Annotated in this window: 13 protein-coding genes; 5 read left to right on the forward strand and 8 right to left on the reverse strand. The window is 66.0% G+C overall.

Translation table 11 applies throughout. The annotated features are described in order from the left end of the window. The 4 genes from KNJ79_RS08300 to KNJ79_RS08315 all read right to left on the reverse strand — a co-directional run bounded on the left by KNJ79_RS08300 (position 1) and on the right by KNJ79_RS08315 (position 5415). Positions 1 to 1395, reverse strand: a complete 1395-nt coding sequence (locus KNJ79_RS08300) for an alpha,alpha-trehalose-phosphate synthase (UDP-forming) (protein WP_317153544.1) — start codon at positions 1393 to 1395, stop codon at positions 1 to 3. Next, the gene (locus KNJ79_RS08305; protein ID WP_317153545.1) at positions 1392 to 3185 is read right to left on the reverse strand and encodes a glycoside hydrolase family 15 protein; all 1794 of its coding nucleotides are present in this window, start codon (positions 3183 to 3185) and stop codon (positions 1392 to 1394) included. Before KNJ79_RS08305 ends, KNJ79_RS08300 begins: the two co-directional genes overlap by 4 nt. Next, entirely contained in the window at positions 3170 to 3901 is a 732-nt protein-coding gene (gene otsB / locus KNJ79_RS08310; RefSeq protein WP_317153546.1) for a trehalose-phosphatase, read from the reverse strand. Before otsB ends, KNJ79_RS08305 begins: the two co-directional genes overlap by 16 nt. Positions 3902 to 4218: 317 nt before the next feature. Beyond that, the gene (locus KNJ79_RS08315) at positions 4219 to 5415 is read right to left on the reverse strand and encodes a type III PLP-dependent enzyme (protein ID WP_317153547.1); all 1197 of its coding nucleotides are present in this window, start codon (positions 5413 to 5415) and stop codon (positions 4219 to 4221) included. A gap of 230 nt (positions 5416 to 5645) precedes the next feature. Between KNJ79_RS08315 and KNJ79_RS08320 the strand changes: the two genes are divergently transcribed. Continuing rightward, positions 5646 to 7304: an FAD-dependent oxidoreductase gene (locus tag KNJ79_RS08320; protein WP_317153548.1), complete on the forward strand. Its 1659-nt coding sequence runs from the start codon at positions 5646 to 5648 to the stop codon at positions 7302 to 7304. Here the strand turns inward: KNJ79_RS08320 and KNJ79_RS08325 are convergent. The 3 genes from KNJ79_RS08325 to KNJ79_RS08335 all read right to left on the reverse strand — a co-directional run bounded on the left by KNJ79_RS08325 (position 7285) and on the right by KNJ79_RS08335 (position 9341). Beyond that, positions 7285 to 8472, reverse strand: a complete 1188-nt coding sequence (locus tag KNJ79_RS08325) for a carboxynorspermidine decarboxylase (RefSeq protein WP_317153549.1) — start codon at positions 8470 to 8472, stop codon at positions 7285 to 7287. The genes KNJ79_RS08320 and KNJ79_RS08325 overlap by 20 nt on opposite strands. Before the next feature lie 18 nt (positions 8473 to 8490). Then, the gene (locus KNJ79_RS08330; RefSeq protein WP_089214314.1) at positions 8491 to 8841 is read right to left on the reverse strand and encodes a DMT family protein; all 351 of its coding nucleotides are present in this window, start codon (positions 8839 to 8841) and stop codon (positions 8491 to 8493) included. A gap of 131 nt (positions 8842 to 8972) precedes the next feature. Beyond that, positions 8973 to 9341: a PilZ domain-containing protein gene (locus KNJ79_RS08335; RefSeq protein ID WP_089214315.1), complete on the reverse strand. Its 369-nt coding sequence runs from the start codon at positions 9339 to 9341 to the stop codon at positions 8973 to 8975. 106 nt (positions 9342 to 9447) lie between these two features. Here KNJ79_RS08335 and KNJ79_RS08340 point away from each other — a divergent pair, with 106 nt between their 5' ends. Genes KNJ79_RS08340 through KNJ79_RS08350 form a run of 3 tightly spaced genes read left to right on the forward strand, consistent with a single transcriptional unit; the run spans position 9448 to position 12025 of the window. Next, positions 9448 to 11049 carry a lysine--tRNA ligase gene (locus tag KNJ79_RS08340; protein WP_317153550.1) on the forward strand — a complete coding sequence of 534 codons (1602 nt, stop codon included), beginning with the start codon at positions 9448 to 9450 and terminating at the stop codon, positions 11047 to 11049. An 11-nt stretch (positions 11050 to 11060) separates the two neighbouring features. Further along, positions 11061 to 11546, forward strand: coding sequence for a DUF3291 domain-containing protein (locus tag KNJ79_RS08345; RefSeq protein WP_317153551.1), 486 nt, complete (start codon positions 11061 to 11063; stop codon positions 11544 to 11546). Then, positions 11543 to 12025 carry an asparaginase domain-containing protein gene (locus tag KNJ79_RS08350; RefSeq protein ID WP_317153552.1) on the forward strand — a complete coding sequence of 161 codons (483 nt, stop codon included), beginning with the start codon at positions 11543 to 11545 and terminating at the stop codon, positions 12023 to 12025. Before KNJ79_RS08345 ends, KNJ79_RS08350 begins: the two co-directional genes overlap by 4 nt. A gap of 2 nt (positions 12026 to 12027) precedes the next feature. Here KNJ79_RS08350 and KNJ79_RS08355 read toward each other — a convergent pair whose 3' ends face one another. Next, positions 12028 to 13056: a fatty acid desaturase family protein gene (locus KNJ79_RS08355; protein WP_317153553.1), complete on the reverse strand. Its 1029-nt coding sequence runs from the start codon at positions 13054 to 13056 to the stop codon at positions 12028 to 12030. 167 nt (positions 13057 to 13223) lie between these two features. Between KNJ79_RS08355 and KNJ79_RS08360 the strand changes: the two genes are divergently transcribed. Then, positions 13224 to 15848 (forward strand): EAL domain-containing protein, encoded by a 2625-nt coding sequence (locus KNJ79_RS08360; protein ID WP_317153554.1) that lies wholly within the window; start codon positions 13224 to 13226, stop codon positions 15846 to 15848. Positions 15849 to 16073 lie beyond the last annotated feature (225 nt).

The raw sequence follows: 16073 nt of genomic DNA on the forward strand, positions 1-16073 counted from the left end.
TCACATGTGGTGAAACGGCGGGGCGGCGAGCAGGGCGATGAAATCCTCGGCCCAGCCGATGACGTCGTGGTCGCGCACGACGGCGTTAAGCTTTTCCCAGCGCGCGCGCCGCTCTTCGACCGGCATGTGAAGCGCGGTCCACAGCGCGCGTGCGACATCCTCGGCGCTGTGCGAATTGACGAGCAGCGCGTCGCTCATCTGCTCGGCGGCGCCGGCAAAGCGCGACAGGATCAGGACGCCCGGGTCCTCGGGGTCCTGCGCCGCGACATATTCCTTGGCGACGAGGTTCATCCCGTCGCGCATCGGCGTCACCAGCCCGATCCGCGCCGCGCGGTAGAAGCCGAAAAGCTCCGCCCGGCCGAAGCCGCGGTTGACGTAGCGGATCGGGACCAGGTCGACGTCCGAATGGGCGCCGTTGAACTGCCCGGTCTTCTGCTCCAGCGTCGCGCGGATTTCCTGATAGGACCGCACATCCTCGCGCGAAGGGGGTGCGATCTGCACATAGAGCAGCCGGTTGACCATATCCTCGTGCGTGGTGAACAGCCGTTCCATCGCGTCGATGCGCTCGGGCAGACCCTTGCTGTAGTCGAGCCGGTCGACGCCGATCACGACCGACCGGTTGCGCGCGCTTCCGGCGAGGCGTTCATAGGCGCGCTGCGCAGTCTGCGTGCCGCGGAACGCCATGAATTCCTTGTAGTCGATGCCGATCGGAAAGGCGCGAGCAACGGCGACATGCCCGTCGAGCTGCACGGTGCCGCTGTCTTCGTCGACGTCGGCTTGCAGTTCCTTGCGGCAATAATGGAGGAAGCTTTCGAGCCACTCGGTCGACTGGAACCCGATCACGTCATAGTGGAGCATCGCGCGGACTAGGCGCTCGTGATAGGGCAGCGAGACGAGCAGGCGCGTCGGCGGCCAGGGAATGTGCAGGAACAGGCCGAGGCGGTTCTTCAGCCCATGCGCGCGCAGCCGTTCGCCGAGCGGCAGGAAATGATAGTCCTGCACCCAGACGAGATCCTCTTCCTCGACGAGCGGGACGAGGCTGTTCGCGAATTGCTCGTTGACCCGCTCATAGCCGCGTCCGAACTCGGTTTCATATTCGGCGAGGTCGATGCGGTAGTGAAAGAGCGGCCAGAGCGTGCGGTTCGCATAGCCATTGTAATATTCGTCGACGTCGTGCGGCTCGAGGTCGATCGTCGCTGTGGTGAAGCCGTCGGCGCGCTGCATGGTGAGCTGGCCGGTGAAGCGCGCGACCTCATTCCCCGACCAGCCGAACCAGATGCCGCCATGCTTGCGCAGCGCGCCGTTCATCGCGACCGCAAGCCCGCCCTGCGCGCCCGCCGCGCCGCGCCCTTTGGTGACCGAAACCCGGTTCGAGACGACGATCAGGCGGCTCATCGAACCGTGTCCCAGCTGCGCGACAGGAGCCCCGCGCAATTGATGATGCCGACCAGCGAATAGGTCTGCGGGAAATTCCCCCACAGCTCGCCATTGTCGAAGTCGAGATCCTCGGACAGCAGGCCCGATGGCGTGCGGTGCGCGAGCATCGTTTCGAACAATTCGCGCGCCTCGCCGGAGCGCCCGCACAGATGCAGCGCTTCGATCAGCCAGAAGGTGCAGATGTTGAAGGCGGTTTCGGGCTGGCCGAAATCATCCTCGCTATCGTAGCGCAGCATATGCTCGCCGCGCCGCAGCGCCCTTTCGATCGCGGCAAAGGTCGATTGGAAGCGTGGGTCGTCGGCGCGGATGAAGCGCAGCTCGACCATCTGGAGCAGGCTCGCGTCGAGATGCGCATGGCCGAAGGCGGCGCCATAATGGCCTTGCTCTTCGTTCCACGCCTCGCGCTCGATCCTGGCGCGGATCTTGGCGGCACGGTCGTTCCAGACCTTGACGCGGTCGCGGCGTCCGATGCGCGCCGCGACATTGCCCAGCCGGTCGCACGCCGCCCAGCTCATCACCGCCGAATAGGTGTGGACGAGCTGGCGGGTGCGAAACTCCCACAGCCCCGCGTCGGGCTGATCGTGCATTTTCCACGCGACCTCGCCGACGCTCTCAAGGCTTTCGAAATCGCGCTCGTCGGCCATGCGGAACAGGCGCTGGTCGAAAAACCCCTGCACCGTCGGCAGGACGATCTGGCCATAGGCGTCGTGCTGAACCTGCGTCCAGGCGGCGTTGCCCTTGCGCACCGGGCCCATGCCCCGATAGCCGGCGAGGCTTTCGGCGACGCTCTCGTCGAGTTCGGTGACGCCCATCACCGAATAGAGCGGCTGGATCTGTCCGCCCGCCGCGCGATCGACGATGTTGCGCAGATAGGCGAGATATTTTTCGAGCACGTCGAGCGCGCCGAGCCGGTTGAGCGCCTGGACGGTATAATAGGCGTCGCGGATCCAGCAGAAGCGATAGTCCCAGTTGCGGCCGCTGTCGGGCGCTTCGGGGATCGAGGTGGTGAGCGCGGCGACGATCGCTCCGGTTTCCTCGTGCTGGCAGAGTTTCAGCGTGATCGCGGCGCGGATCACCGCGTCCTGCCAGTCCATCGGCGTAGCGAGGCCGCGCGACCAGCTGCGCCAGTAAAGGTCGGTGGCCTCCTCCATCCCGCGCAGCACCTGTTCGACATTGCCGGTGAAGGGCTCGTCGGGGCCGAGGAAAAAGTGCAGATCCTGTTCGACGCGAAAGGCGTGGCCTTCCATCACATAGCCGACCGGCGCATCGGTGGTCAGCCGCAGCGGCTGATTGCCGATCAGATAGCGGATATGGTTGGTCCCGCGCGTCGTCGGCGCGACCTCGGCGCCATAGTCGCGCATCGGCACCAGCTTCATCTCGAGCCGCGGACTGCCGGCGACGGGCCGGACGATGCGTGCAAAGGCGACGGGGCGGAACATGCGGCCCGACCGTTCGAAGCGCGGGCAGAAATCGACGATGTCGACCGCGCTGCCATCCTCGGCCTCGAGCCGCGTGACGAGGATCGGCGTATTGCGGCGATAGGCGGCGGTCGCCCTGACCTGTCCGGCGAGGCGAAAGCGCCACATCCCCTCCTGCTGCCGGTCGCCGCCCAGCAGCGCGCAAAAGACCGGATCGCCGTCGACGCGCGGAACGCAGCCCCAGACGAAGCCCGCCTCGCCATCGATCAGCGCGCTGACCTGGCAATTGCCGATCGGCCAGAGCGCGAGCGAGCTCACAGGGTCAGCCATTGATGCACCGCTTCCGGGTCCGCGAGGAGATAATGGGCTGCGGTCGGTCGCGGCGCGCCGACGAGGATTCCGAAACCGCCCGTCGCGGCGACGGCGGCGAAGCCGTCCTCGTCGGTCGCATCGTCGCCGACGAACAGGGGAAGCGCGCCGGCGAAGGGCGGCGCAGCCATCAGCCGGGTCACTGCGGCTCCCTTGTTCGCGCTCTTCGGGCCAAGTTCGACCACCATCTTGCCGCGGCGTGCGGCAAGCCCTTCGCGTGCTGCCATGTCGTCCATGACCTGTAATACCGCCGGGGCGGCTTCGGGTTCCTGCCGGTAATGGACCGCGATGCCGTGCGGCTTGGTTTCGATGAGCAATCGCGGCCATTCGGAAGCGAGTGCCGCGATGTCGGCGTGGCTTGCACTCGACAGGATCGCCTCGGGCTCGGCAGCCTCGCCGATCTCGGCGCCGTGCGAGCCGACCATCAGCACGTCGAGCGCGCCGAGGTGCGACTGGATATCGGCGATCGCGCGGCCGCTGACGATCGCGATGCGGCCATCGAGCATGCGATGCAGCGCATCGAGCTGGGCAGGGACGCCGTCGGGGACGTGGATGCCTTCGGGCGTGTCGGCGATCTCGACGAGCGTTCCGTCGAAATCGAGAAACAGCGCGACCGCACGCCCCGCCGCGAGCTCGGCGAGCGGCGGCGGTGTCGGGAGGTCGATAATTTTGTGCATTGCGGCAAAGGCTAGGGGCGGCGACCCGATGGGTCAAGCGTTCGCCTGTGCGGTGGCGATTGTGCGCAGGCGACGGTTTTGGGTTGGTTAGCTGTCATTCGACCAAACCCCTCCTCTTCAGAGGAGGGGCAGCGAGACTTGGGCGCTTGCGCCCTAGTCGCAGCGGGGTGGTGCTCGAAGTCTTGCGCGCTGTCGCGCGCCACCACCGGCGTCGGGTGAACAGTCCCCCGGACTGTTCAGGTCGGTCCGGGGGACCGACCGACCCGACACCCCCCTCCTCTAAAGAGGAGGGGCTTGGAAGGTTTGCAGCCGCCCGCTCAGAACAGCTTGGTCACCGTTGCCGTGCGGCGTTCGGGTTCGTCGACTTCGCCGGTGTAGAGGCTCGCCATCGGCTCGTCCTCGACGATGTGGATTTCCTCGGCGCCGAAGCCGTTGAACTTGGTCCGCATCGCGCAGCCATAGGCGCCCAGCATGCCGACCTCGATGAAGTCGCCCGGCTTGACGTCGGCGGGCAGGTAGAAGGGGCCTGCCATATGGTCGAGGTCGTCGCAGGTCGGGCCATAGAAGCTGTAGGCGACGAGTTCGGCCTCGCTCTCGGGCTCGCGCAGCAGCGCGACCGGGAAGCGCCAGCCGACGTGCGCGGCGTCGAACAGCGCGCCATAGGCGCCGTCGTTGATATAGAGTTCCTGATCGCGGCGCTTTTCGACGCGCACGACGAGCGAGCTATACTCGGCCGAAAGCGCGCGGCCGGGTTCGCACCAAAGCTCGGCCGAATAGCTGATCGGCAGGCTTTCGAAGCTGCGGTGGATCGTCTCGAAATAGGCGTCGAGCGGCGGGGGCTCCATGCCGGGATAGGACGACGGAAAGCCGCCGCCGACGTCGACGATGTCGACCGTGACCGACGCCGCGACGATCGCGGCGCGGACACGCTCCATCGCCTGCGCATAGGCGTGCGGGGTCATCGCCTGGCTGCCGACGTGGAAGCAGATGCCGAGCGCGTCGGATGCCTGACGCGTCGCCATGAGCAGCTCGGTCACATCCTCGGGCTCGGCGCCGAACTTGGCGGCGAGGCTGAGCTTCGAATGATCGGACGAAACGCGAAGGCGCACGAGCAGGTTGAGATCCTCGGCGCCCTCGGTCGCGCGGACGATCTTCTGAAGCTCGTCCATCGTGTCGAGCGAGAAGGTGCGCACGCCATGCTTCCAATAGGCTTCGGAAATGGCCTCCTCGGCCTTGACCGGATGCATGAAGCAAAGGGTGGCTTCGGGAAGCGCGCGCGCGACCAGCCGCACCTCGGCGATCGAGGCGACGTCATAATGAGTCACACCGCTGTCCCAAAGCACGCGCAGAAGGTCGGGCGAGGGATTCGCCTTCACCGCATACATGGTCGTGCCGGGAAATCGCTCGATGAAGAAACGCGCTGCGCGCCGCGCGGCATGCGGGCGGACAAGCGTAACAGGTTCGATCGGCGAAAGTGCCTGAATCAGCCCGTGGGCGCTATGTTTCTGGTGCAATTCAAGGGACCCCCAAAGGTAAAGTTAAACGACAAGGGCTGCCTTGCGGTTATTGGAAGTCCCCCTGGGGCAGCGAGGGGCGCATATATGGGCGGGAGGCCGACGTGTAAAGACCCTGTCCCACGGTTTTTTGCGGGCGCGCGTCGGCTTGCGCCGATCCCGGCAAAGGCTAGAAAAGGCGGATAGCGGCGCCGACCACGGCGCGGCGGAGCGACAAGGAAATTGTCCACATGACCTCTCCCGCCGATGTGAATCATACCTTTACCGACGCCGAACTCGACGAATTGGCTGCCTGGGGCACCGTCGAGTCGCACCGCGCGGGCGAACTGCTGATCGTCGACGGCACGATGGCGCCCGATTGCATCGTCACGCTGTCGGGCGAGGTGCATATCTTCGCAAACTCCGACGCCGGGCCGAAACGGGTCGGCTGGATGGAGCGCGGGCAGTTTGCGGGCGACCTGTCGGTGCTCACCGGCCAGCGCCACCTGTCGCGCGTCGAAATGGGGGTCGAGGGCGCGATATTGCGGATCCCGCACGCACGCTTCCAGCAGCTGATCGCCGCCAATTCGCATTATTCGGATATTTTCGTGCGCATCTTCGCGGCGCGGCGCGAATTCAGCAACCGCCGCGGTTTTGCCGCCGTGATCGTGATCGGCAGCGCGCGCGATCGCAGCGTCTATGCGCTGCGCGACCTGCTCGCCAAGCATGGCGTCGCGCACCGCTGGTTCGACCCCGCCGACGGGCCGGTCGCCGCGCACCTGCTCGCCGAGCGCGGGATCGACGATGCGCAATTGCCGGTGGCGATCCTCGGCGCGGCGGATGTGCTCGTGCAGCCGACGCCCGAGCAGCTCGCCGCCGGGCTGGGGCTCGACCTGCTGCCCGATGGCGCGACCGCCGACGTGATCGTTGTCGGCAGCGGCCCCGGCGGGCTCGCGGCGGCGGTCTATGCCGCGTCCGAGGGGCTGACGGTGATCGCGATCGACTCGCTGGCGCCGGGCGGGCAGGCGGGCACCTCGTCGAAAATCGAGAATTACCTCGGCTTTCCGACCGGAATCTCGGGGAATGAACTCGCGCGGCGCGCGACGGTGCAGGCGCAGAAATTCGGTGCGCGGCTCGTCGCGCCGGTGCGGGCGAGCGCGATCGAACGCGACGCCGACGCCTATTGCCTGAGCCTCGCCGACGGCCGGCGGCTGCGCAGCCGCGCGGTGGTGATCGCGAGCGGCGCGCAATATCAGCGGCTGCCGATCGACGGGATCGAAGCCTATGAAGGGCGCGGTATCTTCTATGGCGCGACGCCGATGGAGGCGCAGCTATGCAGCGACGCCGAGGTCACCGTGGTCGGCGCGGGCAATTCGGCGGGGCAGGGCGCGATCTATCTCGCGAGCTTTGCGAAGAAGGTCCATGTCATCTTCCGCCGCGCGAGCCTGCGCGAGACGATGTCCGAATATCTGGTCAAGCGGCTGGAGGAGCATCCGAATATCGCGATCATTCCGTCGACCGACGTCACCGCGCTGCACGGTGCGGAGGGGCTCGAGGGGCTGACCTACCGCTGCCGCGAAACCGGATCGGAGGGGCATTGCGATTGCCGCTTCCTGTTCCTGTTCATCGGTGCGCGCCCGAACACCGGCTGGCTGCCGAAGGAAATGGTGTGCGACGAACGTGGCTTCGTGAAGACCGGCACCGACATCGCCCCGCTCGAACTCGTGCGCGCGGGCTGGTCGCTCGATCGGATGCCGAGCCGCTACGAAACGAGCTGGCCGCGCATCTATGCCGTCGGCGACGTGCGCAAGGGATCGGTCAAGCGCGTCGCCTCATCGGTCGGCGAGGGCTCGGTGGTCGTGAGCGACATTCACGCGGCGCTGGCGGAAATCAGCTCAGCCGCGTCTTGAAATCCTCATAGCCGAAACGCCGGATCTCGCGCAGATCGTCGGTCTCGCTGTCCCACAGCCAGATCGACGGCAGCGGCACGCCGTTGAATGTATTGGTTTTGACCATCGAATAATGCGCCTGGTCGAGAAAGGCGAAGCGCTGGCCGATGCGCGCGCCACCGGGCAGGCGATAATCGCCGATCACGTCGCCGGCAAGGCATGAGGGGCCGCCGAGGCGGGTCGGCGGGCCCTCGCCCGCCTCGCCGAGCATCGCGGGGCGATAGGGGGCCTCGATCACGTCGGGCATGTGGCATGTCGCGCTGATGTCGGCGATGCCGATGGGCATGCCATTGTCGAACAGGTCGAGTATTTCGCCGACGAGGATGCCGGCGTCGAGCGCGACCGCCTCGCCCGGCTCGATCATCACCTCGCAGCCGGTTTCGGCGCGCACGCGCTTCAGAAAGGCGATCAGGTCGCCCGTCTGATAATCGGCGCGCGTGACATGGTGGCCGCCGCCGAAATTGATCCACTTGAGCTGGCGGAAGAAGGGGCGGAGCGTCGGCTGCACCGCCTTCCAGGTGCGTTCGAGCGGCGGGAAATCCTGCTCGCACAGGCTGTGCATGTGGATGCCGTCGACGCCCTCCAGATGCTCGGGGAGCAGCTGCGTGACCGGGAAGCCGAGCCGGCTGCACGGCGCCGCCGGGTCATATTTCGCGACCTCGCCCTCGCTGTGCATCGGGTTGATGCGCAGCCCGATGTCGAACGCCTCGCCCTGCGCGCGCAGGCGACCCAGCAGCGGGCGGAAGCGCGCAAGCTGTCCGGGCGAATTGAAGATCAGATGGTCCGACAGCCGCGCGATGTCGGGCAGGTCCGCTTCCTTGTAGCCCGCGCAATAGGTCGCGACCTCCTTGTCGCCATTGGGGCCGCCATATTCCTCGCGCCCCAGCCGCGCTTCATAGAGGCCCGAGGCGCAGACGCCGTCGAGATATTCGGCGACCGTATCGCCCAGCGACCACATCGAGAAGGCCTTGAGCGCTGCAAGCACGCGCGCGCCCGATGCATCGCCGATGCGGCGCAGCACGGCGAGGTTCGCGCGTATCTTCGCCGCGTCGACGACGAAGGCGGGCGAGGGGACGCGGGTAAGGTCGAAATGGGCAAAGGCCCCGGGATCGCCGGCTCTGGTTTCCATCGGTCGAATATCCTGTCGTCAGGCCGCGATCGGCCCCTTGAAGATGAAGAATGCGCCCGCTGCGATCAGCGAGAAGCCGATGAGGTGGTTCACCGTCAGCTTTTCGCCGAGCCAGAAGACCGCGAAGCCCGCAAAGATGATGAGCGTGATGACTTCCTGCAAGGTCTTGAGTTCGGCGGCGCTATAGACGCCGTAGCCGATGCGGTTTGCCGGCACCGCGAGGCAATATTCGAAGAAGGCCAGGCCCCATGCCAGCAGTACCGCGAGCCAGATCGGGCGCGAAAGGTCGCCGAGATGTCCGTACCAGGCAAAGGTCATGAAGATGTTGGAGACGAAGAGGAGGCCGATGGGCAGGAAATAGGCGGTCATTGTCCACGGGTCCCTTAATTTTTACGTCATCCCGGCCTTTGCGGGAATGACGAAGATGGGATGCAGAATATTGCTTGTTGATCGTATCTTGCCCGTCGTAACCTCGGACAGCGGCGGCGACTGGCGCAAATTCAGTTCAACCCGCGGCGCCCGAAGCCGGTGTGGCGCTGGCTGAGGAAAATCCGTGCCGGGCCGCTCGGCGTTGCCTCGCGGGCGGCTTCGAGCGCGCGGAACAGCGGGCCGTGCGTCAATTCATAGGGGAAGCGCACCCCCATGCGGTCATATTCCGACCACATCACCACGGCATAGACGATCTGCCCGCCATAGTGGATTTCACAGCGCGACCGTTCGGGCAGGCTGGCGCCGTCGATGCGCGCGCCGCCTTCGGACAGGTCGGTGATGCGGCCGCCGATATGGTTGAGGACGCCGTTGACGATCACGTCGAGGTCGACGGCGGTGCGCTTATGCTCGCGCGGGCGGCGGGGCGGTGAGCTGGTCATGGCCGAAGTTTGCCGCAACATGGTAAATATTCCGGTAACGGTCGCCCCGCACGGGCCGGCACTTTTGCCTTTCGATTCGGTCGCGCTTGCCGCTATGGGCGCATTCATGACCGACTTGCATCTTCATCCTTCGCTGCGCGAACCGGCGCAAACGTCCAAGGCCTGGCCGTTCGAGGAAGCGCGCAAGCTGGTCAAACGCTATCCGCAAGGCAAGCCCGGCGGCGAGGCGGTGCTGTTCGAGACCGGCTATGGTCCGTCGGGGCTGCCGCACATCGGCACCTTCAACGAAGTGCTGCGCACGACGATGGTCCGCCGTGCCTATGAAACGCTCACCGGCGGCGCGCCGACGCGGCTTGTCGCGTTCAGCGACGATATGGACGGTCTGCGCAAGGTTCCCGACAATGTGCCGCAGCAGGACATGCTGCGCGAGCACCTGGGCAAGCCGCTGACCGCGATCCCCGATCCGTTCGGCAAGTTCGAGAGTTTCGCGCATCATAACAATGCGATGCTGCGCGAGTTTCTCGACCGCTTCGGCTTCGATTATGAATTCGTCAGCTCGACCGAACGCTATCGCTCGGGCGCGTTCGACGAGGCGCTGAAGAATGTCCTGCGCCATAATCAGGACATTCTCGACATCATGCTGCCGACGCTGCGCGCCGAACGCGCCGCGACCTATTCGCCGATCCTGCCGGTCAGCCCGAAGTCGGGTATCGTGCTGCAGGTGCCGGTGATCGTCGTCGATGCCGATGCGGGGCTCGTGTCCTTCGAGGACGAGGGCGAGACGATCACGCATTGTATCTTCTCGGGTGGCGCCAAGCTGCAATGGAAGGTCGACTGGGCAATGCGCTGGGTCGCGCTCGGCGTCGATTACGAGATGTACGGCAAGGATCTGACCGACAGCGGCATCCAGTCGGGCAAGATCGCCAAGGCGCTCGGCGGCCGCAAGCCCGAGGGGCTGATCTACGAAATGTTCCTCGACGAAAAGGGCGAGAAGATTTCGAAGTCGAAGGGCAACGGCCTGTCGATCGAGCAATGGCTGAGCTATGGCAGCGAGGAAAGCCTCGCTTTTTACGCCTATCGCGAGCCCAAGGCCGCGAAGCAGCTCCATATCGGCGTCATCCCGAAGGCGGTCGACGAATATCTGCAGATGCGCGGGAGCTATCCGGCGCAGGAGCCCGACAAGAAGCTCGGCAACCCCGTGCATCACGTCCATGTCGCGCGCGGCGAGCAGGTTCCCGATGCGGTGCTGCCGGTGACTTACGGCCTGCTCCTCAATCTTGTCGCGGTGATGGGCGCCGACGCGTCGAAGGAGCAGATCTGGCGCTATCTCGGCCAATATGTCGCGGGTGCCGATGCGGCGACCTGGCCCGAACTCGACCGGCTGATCGACAATGCGATGGCCTATAACCGCGACTATGTGGCGCCGACGCTGAAGCGGCGCAAGCCGGTGGGCGGCGAGGTCGCGGCGCTCAAGGAACTCGACGACAAGCTCGCGGCGCTGCCCGCCGATGCCTCGGCCGACGACATCCAGAATATCGTCTATGAAATCGGCAAGAACGACGCCTATGGCTTTGAAAATCTGCGCGACTGGTTCCGGGCGCTTTATGAGACGCTGCTCGGGTCGAGCGCCGGGCCGCGCATGGGCAGCTTCATCGCGCTGTTCGGGATCGACAACACGCGGCGGCTGATCGCCGAGGCACTGGCATGAAGGAGGATGGCATGGCAGGCTTTGAACTCGCACAGATCAATATCGCGCGCTTTCGGCTGCCTCCGGAGCATGTCGCCAACCGCGATTTCATGGATGCGCTCGATCATGTGAACGCGGTGGCCGAGGCGAGCGACGGCTTTATCTGGCGTCTGACGGGCGATGGCAATGACGCGACCGACGTGCCCGTCACCGACGATCCGCACCTTATCGCGAATATGTCGGTGTGGCGTGATCTCGATGCGCTCGCCGCCTTTGTCTATCGTCGGCCCGATCACCTTGCGGTCATGAAGCGACGCAAGGAGTGGTTCGACAATATCGGCGTTTACCAGGTGCTTTGGTGGGTGCCCGCGGGACATCGTCCGTCCGTCGCCGAGGGGATGGCGCGGATTGCGATGCTGGAGGCAAAGGGGCCGACGGCCGAAGCCTTTACCTTCAAGCGGCCGTTCCCGGCGCCCGACGGCACGGCGGCGGTGCCGGTGCAGGACGAATGCGCGTGATCGAAATCTTCACCACGGGCGGCACGATCGACAAAGTCTATTTCGACGCGCTTTCGGAGTTTCAGATCGGCCCGGCGGCGATTCCCGACATGTTGCGCGAGAATAATGTCCTCGTCCCGCACCGCGTGACGCAGCTGATGCGCAAGGACAGCCTCGAACTGGACGACGCCGACCGCGAGGCGATCCGCGCCGCCGTCGCGGCGAGCGATGCCGCGCACATCCTTGTCACCCACGGCACCGACACGATGGTGACGACGGGCCGCGTGCTTCAGTCGATCCCCGGCAAGACGATCGTGATGACCGGCGCGATGCAGCCGGCATCGGTGCGCGCGAGCGACGCCGAATTCAACGTCGGCTTCGCGCTCGCGGCGGTCCAGACGCTGCCGGCGGGCGTCTATGTCGCGATGAACGGGATGATCTTCGACCCCGCGACGACGGTGAAGGACCGCGCGGGCGCGCGCTTCGTCGCTGAAAGCTGAGGCTAAGCTTTCGCCGTCACCTGCCGCAGCACCGCGGCATAACCCGGCGCGATCGTCATCGCGTCATGCTTGCCCGCACGGCCGAGCGCGGCGTGGACTTGCGGCAGGCGATAGCAAGGCACCCCCATGAACAGATGGTGCTCGGCGTGATAATTCACCCAATATGGAGCGACCGTCGCGCGCTCCAGCCAGTTCGCGCGGGTCGTGCGCGCATGGGTGAAGGGATCGTCGCTGCCCGTCGTCGTGCAGGCATGTTCGGCGATGTTGCGGACGCGCAGGTAGAGCTGGAATGTGGTGGCCATCGCCGCGATCCAGAGCAGCCACGGCGTCCAGCCGTAAAGCGCGAGCGAGGCTGCGAGCAGCACCGCCTGCACGAGCAGGAAGCGCCCGACCGCGCGCGTCACCGCCATCGCGCCCGCAAGATCGGCGGTGGGTGACGTCATGCCGTCGTCGGACTGCTTGTTGAACGGCGTGCCCGCGCGCGTGCCGCCGCGCCTGTCCGCCGCCTCGCCGCGCAGCATCGCCTTGAGGCCGATCCAGGCATAGCCGAATTGCGCGCGGCGCTGCTTGACGAAGGTCTGGCCGGTCAGGTCGCGCACGACCTTGCGCCACAGGCTCGCGCGGGTGGTGGGGAAGGGCTTCGACAGCGACAGGTCGGGGTCTTCGGCCTGCTGCGTATATTTGTGGTGCTGCAGATGATAGGTGCGATAGGCGATCAGGTCCGACCCGGTCGCCGCGCCGGTGAGCCACTGGCCGAGGAAATTGTTGATTTTCCGGTTCGGATGCAGCGCGCCGTGCGCCGCGTCGTGCATCAGGATGGCAAGGCCCAGCTGCCGTCCGCCGACGAAAATGACTGCAAGCAGCCAGACGAGCGGGTTCTGCGACCAGGCCGCGACGCCCAGCAGCACGGCCGTGACGATCCACGCATGCGCGACGAGCCAGATGCCGCGCCAGGGCGAAGCGCGAGTGATCGCCGCCCATTCGGAACGGTCGAAAAAGCGGTCGGGCGGCAAGAGGCGAACGGCGGGCATAACACAGCATAACAAGTTGCGATGCGAAACCAAAGTCCTTCCGTTTTGGCACAGCTTCGGCGCAAATGAACGCGCCCGCATAAGGATTTGGAAACCCCTTTCTGAGAGGGCTCCAACCCAGTCCAAAGCAGCAGGAACGGCGGATTTTGGGGAGTAAGGAGGCGATATTGCGCTCGTTGGCGCGCTCGACGAGCGGGGAGGAATCGCTGTTCGGTTCACCCGGTCTGGTCGCCCGGCTGATCCGCGTCGCCCAGCTCTGGCATTATGTGCTCGTCGGCCGTACGCTCGCCTTTTTCGCCTTCGCCTTCTTCCCCGGCCTTGCGGGCTTTCTGCAAACCGGCTGGTATGCGCCGGTGCTCGGCGCCGGCATAGCGTGCGACGTGGCCCTGACGGTGATCGGACAGGCGATGCGAATGCCGCGCGGACGATTGCTCAGGCATCCGCGCCGGATCGCGGCGACCGCGATGATCCTCGTTGCGCTCGGCAGCCTGCTCGGCTCCACGGCGCTGTTCGCGGCGGTCGCGGTGCCCGACGAACGGCTGGTCTTCGGCGCCTTTACCGCGATCCATCTTGGCGCGATCCTCGTCGCCGCTTCGGCCTCGTCGATCGCGCGCCCGGCCTTTTTCGCCTTTGCCGGCGCGACCGCTCTTGGCGGCGCGATCGGGGTCGCATCGTGGCCCTTTGCGATCGCGGCGCTCATATTCCTCGCCTTGCTGATGGTGATGATGCGCGAAGACATAAGGCATCAGCGCCGCGCGACGCGCAATGCTCGCATCGTCGTCAGCGAGCAGCAGCGCGCGCTCAATCTGGTGCGCGATTTCGAACGCGCTGGGCGCGGCTGGTTCTGGGAAACCGATCGCTATGGCCAACTCGTCTATATTTCGCCGACGATCGCGGCGAAGCTCGATCGGCCGCTTGCCGACCTGCTCGGCCGGCCGTTCACCGACCTGATCCGCAAGCGCGTCGGCAGGGATGAAAGCGAGGAGCGGACGCTCGGCTTCAGCCTGTCGTCGCGGACGCCGTTCAAGGAGTTGACTGTGCAGGCGGCGGTGCCCGGGGAGGAGCGCTGGTGGTCGATTTCGGGTCAGCCGATCAGCAACGAATATGGCAATTTTCAGGGGTTTCGCGGCAGCGGCACCGACCTGACCGAAAAGAAGAAGTCGGAGCGCGCGATCAACCAGCTCGCGCGCTACGATACGCTCACCGGCCTCGCCAACCGGTTGCAGATCACCGACCTGCTCGAGCGCGCACTAAAGAACCACATCGGCCAGCCGCAACCCTGCGCGCTGCTGCTGCTCGACCTCGACCGCTTCAAGGCGGTGAACGACACGCTCGGCCATCCGGTCGGCGACCAGCTTCTCCAGCAGGCGGCGGCGCGGCTCACCCAGATCATCGGCGACAAGGGGCAGGTCGGGCGGCTCGGCGGCGACGAGTTCCAGATCGTGCTGCCGCAAATCACCCAGCCCGAAAAGCTGGCGAGCATCGCCAATGCGATCATTCTGAGCCTCGCAAAACCCTTCGCCATCGAGGGCGAACAGGTGCGTATCGGCTCGTCGGTCGGCATTGCGGTGTCGAGCGGCGCGGGCGTCGGCGCTTCGGCGCTGGTGCGCAACGCCGACCTTGCCCTCTATGCGGCAAAGGATGCGGGACGCGGCGTCTATCGCTTCTATGCCGACGCGATGCACAATCAGGCGAGCGAGCGCAAGGCGATCGAAGATGCGCTGCGCGACGCGCTCGCGAAAGACGAGCTGACTTTGCTCTATCAGCCGATCGTCGATGTCGCGCGCGAGAAGATCACGGGCTTCGAGGCGCTGATCCGCTGGCGACGCGGCGACGGCAAGGTCGTCAGCCCTTCGAAGTTCATCCCCATCGCCGAGGAATCGAACCTGATCGTCCCGATCGGCGAATGGATCATCCGCACGGCATGCGACGCGGTGGCGCGCATCGGCCCCGGCTACCGCGTCGCGGTCAACGTCTCGCCGCGCCAGTTCGCCAACGAAAAGCTGCCCGCGACGATCATGAGCGCGGTATCGGCATCGCGGATCGAGCCCGCACAGCTGGAGCTCGAGATCACCGAGGGCGTGTTCCTCGACGAGAGCCCGGAAAATCTGGCGATGTTCCAGCGGCTGAAGCGCACCGGCGTGCGCCTCGCGCTCGACGATTTCGGCACCGGCTATTCGGCGCTCGGCTATCTGAAGAAGGCGCCGTTCGACAAGATCAAGATCGACCAGAGCTTCGTCCTCGGCGCCGCCGACAAGAGCAGCATGAACGCCGCAATCATCTCGTCGATCGTCGGCCTCGCGACCGCGCTCGACATGGAGACGACCGCCGAGGGGGTCGAGACCCACGACGACCTCGCGCTGGTCCGGGGGCTGGGGTGCAGCCATGTCCAGGGCTATATCTATGGCAAGCCGATGGACCTGGACGAGATTCTCGCGCTGATCGGCGAGAAGGACGGGCATGTCGTCGCGCGCGGCTACAAGAGCGCGCGGGCGCCGCGGCGGCATATCTTGCGGACGATCGAGGTGGCGAGCGGCGGTCACAATTATGAGGCGCTCGTCCGCAACGTGTCGACCGGCGGCGCGCTGATCGAAGGATTGTGGAACGTGCCCGAAGATACGCCGCTGACCCTCGCGTTCGGCGACGGGCTGCGGATCGAAGCGCGCGTGCGCTGGTCGAACGGCAACCGCGTCGGGGTGCAGTTCGCCAGGGCGATCGAGCTCGAAACACTGATCGGCAAAGGCGGGGCAGGGCGGGCGGCGGCCCGGCCCGCAGTCGGCCGCGCCGCCTGACCCTAGAGCAGTTTTCGACCAATCTGGGTCGTCGTGATTGCGCCAGACAGCCCGCTGGCGAGGCGTCGGCGTGCGGCAGGGGCTGGTTGCCCCTGCAAGCGACGCAACGCTGTCCAGCGGGCTGTCTGGCGCAACCGCCCGGCGGCGGGCCGGTTTTGGCCCATCGCAGCGTCGCTCGTCGCGCACGATGTCCCGCATCGCACGGCTCCTCGCTTCTCGCGCTGG

It is taken from the genome of Sphingopyxis indica (genome assembly GCF_032879645.1).
Lineage (GTDB): Bacteria > Pseudomonadota > Alphaproteobacteria > Sphingomonadales > Sphingomonadaceae > Sphingopyxis > Sphingopyxis indica.

Bases quoted from the DNA above. Each gene is read 5' to 3' on its own strand.
- KNJ79_RS08300 (WP_317153544.1), bottom strand. From the start codon at position 1,395: ATGAGCCGCCTGATCGTCGTCTCGAACCGGGTTTCGGTCACCAAAGGG.
- KNJ79_RS08305 (WP_317153545.1), bottom strand. From the start codon at position 3,185: ATGGCTGACCCTGTGAGCTCGCTCGCGCTCTGGCCGATCGGCAATTGC.
- otsB (WP_317153546.1), bottom strand. From the start codon at position 3,901: ATGCACAAAATTATCGACCTCCCGACACCGCCGCCGCTCGCCGAGCTC.
- KNJ79_RS08320 (WP_317153548.1), top strand. From the start codon at position 5,646: ATGACCTCTCCCGCCGATGTGAATCATACCTTTACCGACGCCGAACTC.
- KNJ79_RS08325 (WP_317153549.1), bottom strand. From the start codon at position 8,472: ATGGAAACCAGAGCCGGCGATCCCGGGGCCTTTGCCCATTTCGACCTT.
- KNJ79_RS08330 (WP_089214314.1), bottom strand. From the start codon at position 8,841: ATGACCGCCTATTTCCTGCCCATCGGCCTCCTCTTCGTCTCCAACATC.
- KNJ79_RS08335 (WP_089214315.1), bottom strand. From the start codon at position 9,341: ATGACCAGCTCACCGCCCCGCCGCCCGCGCGAGCATAAGCGCACCGCC.
- KNJ79_RS08340 (WP_317153550.1), top strand. From the start codon at position 9,448: ATGACCGACTTGCATCTTCATCCTTCGCTGCGCGAACCGGCGCAAACG.
- KNJ79_RS08345 (WP_317153551.1), top strand. From the start codon at position 11,061: ATGGCAGGCTTTGAACTCGCACAGATCAATATCGCGCGCTTTCGGCTG.
- KNJ79_RS08355 (WP_317153553.1), bottom strand. From the start codon at position 13,056: ATGCCCGCCGTTCGCCTCTTGCCGCCCGACCGCTTTTTCGACCGTTCC.